At 71.0% G+C, this 1,166-nt stretch carries 2 protein-coding genes and 1 pseudogene; all 3 read right to left on the bottom strand.

Going from position 1 to position 1,166, the window contains the following annotated elements; genetic code table 11:
- Window positions 1-297: nucleotide-binding protein (locus CVM52_RS25930; protein WP_442439586.1), on the bottom strand; the 297-nt coding region annotated here is incomplete at its 3' end.
- Window positions 290-1,066 (bottom strand): precorrin-4 C(11)-methyltransferase, encoded by a 777-nt coding sequence (gene cobM / locus CVM52_RS25925; RefSeq protein WP_100165075.1) that lies wholly within the window; start codon window positions 1,064-1,066, stop codon window positions 290-292. The genes CVM52_RS25930 and cobM, both read right to left, overlap by 8 nt.
- Window positions 1,063-1,166, bottom strand: a pseudogene (locus CVM52_RS27895) (cobalamin biosynthesis protein); the annotation flags it as partial. The gene cobM and the pseudogene CVM52_RS27895, both read right to left, overlap by 4 nt.

Genomic DNA, 1,166 nt, shown 5'->3' with positions numbered 1-1,166 from the left:
CTTGGCCACGCCGTCATACAGCCCCATCGAGCCCTCGGCGACGACCAGGTCGGCCCCTGCCGACCGCGCCGCGATGGCCGACCACAGGCCCGGCCCCATCGCCCAGCTGTCCAGGTTGAACGAGGCCCGCCCCGCCGCCGCGCGGTGGAAGGCCGGGTCGATGTAATCCGGGCCGCTTTTGAACGGCTGCACCGTCAACCCGTCCTCGGCAAAGGCGCGCAGCAGGCCCAGCATCACCGTGGTCTTGCCGGTGCCCGAACTGGGCGCCGAAACGAGGAGTCCGGGAACCTCAGCCACGGGCGGTTCCGGTGGCGGTGGAGGGGCGGAAACGGCGGTCGTAATCCGGGGAATACAGGCAGCTTTCGCTAAATCCCTCGCCCGACAGGGCCGGGCCAACCAGGATCAGCGCGGTGCGCTCGATCCCCTCGCCCATCTGCGCCTGGATGTCGCCCAAGGTGCCGCGGATGATTGTCTCATCCGGCCAGCTGGCGCGGTAGACCACCGCCACCGGACATTCGGCGCCATAGGCCGGCAGCAGGTCGGCGACCACGGTGGCCAGGTTCTGGATCGACAGGTGAATCGCCAGCGTCGCACCGGTGGCGGCGAAATTGGTCAGCGTCTCGCCGGCGGGCATCGACGAGGCGCGGCCCGGCGTGCGGGTCAGCACCACGGATTGCGCCAGCCCTGGCAGGGTCAGCTCAGCGCCCAGCGCGGCGGCGGCGGCGGCAAAGCTGGGCACGCCGGGAGTCACGCTGACCGGGATGCCCTCGGCGCGCAGGCGGCGGATCTGTTCGCCCATCGCCGACCAGACCGACAGATCGCCGGAATGCAGGCGGGCCACGTCCTGTCCGGCTTCATGCGCGCGGCGGCATTCGGCGATGATCGCCTCCAGGTCCATCGGCGCGGTGTTCACGATGCGCGCCTCTGCCGGGCAATGGGCCAGGATCTCCTCGGGCACCAGCGACCCGGCATAGAGACAGACCGGACAGGAGGCGATGATGTCGCGGCCCCGCAGGGTCAGAAGATCGGCGGCGCCCGGTCCGGCGCCGATGAAGTGAATGGTCATTCGGATGCTCCTATAGCGATGGCACAGGTGGCCATGCGGTCGTCGGATATGGCGCGCGGCGCGCGCAGCCGCGCCCCCGGCCCGGCGGCGGCCAGCGCGG

Origin of the sequence: Pseudooceanicola lipolyticus (assembly GCF_002786325.1) — a bacterium.
Lineage (GTDB): Bacteria > Pseudomonadota > Alphaproteobacteria > Rhodobacterales > Rhodobacteraceae > Pseudooceanicola_C > Pseudooceanicola_C lipolyticus.
Note: the sequence above shows the minus strand (reverse complement) of the source record. Positions and strands in the feature narration are given on the sequence as shown.

Excerpts from the sequence above, each read along its gene's own strand:
- cobM (WP_100165075.1), bottom strand. The coding sequence starts at position 1,066 with ATGACCATTCACTTCATCGGCGCCGGACCGGGCGCCGCCGATCTTCTG.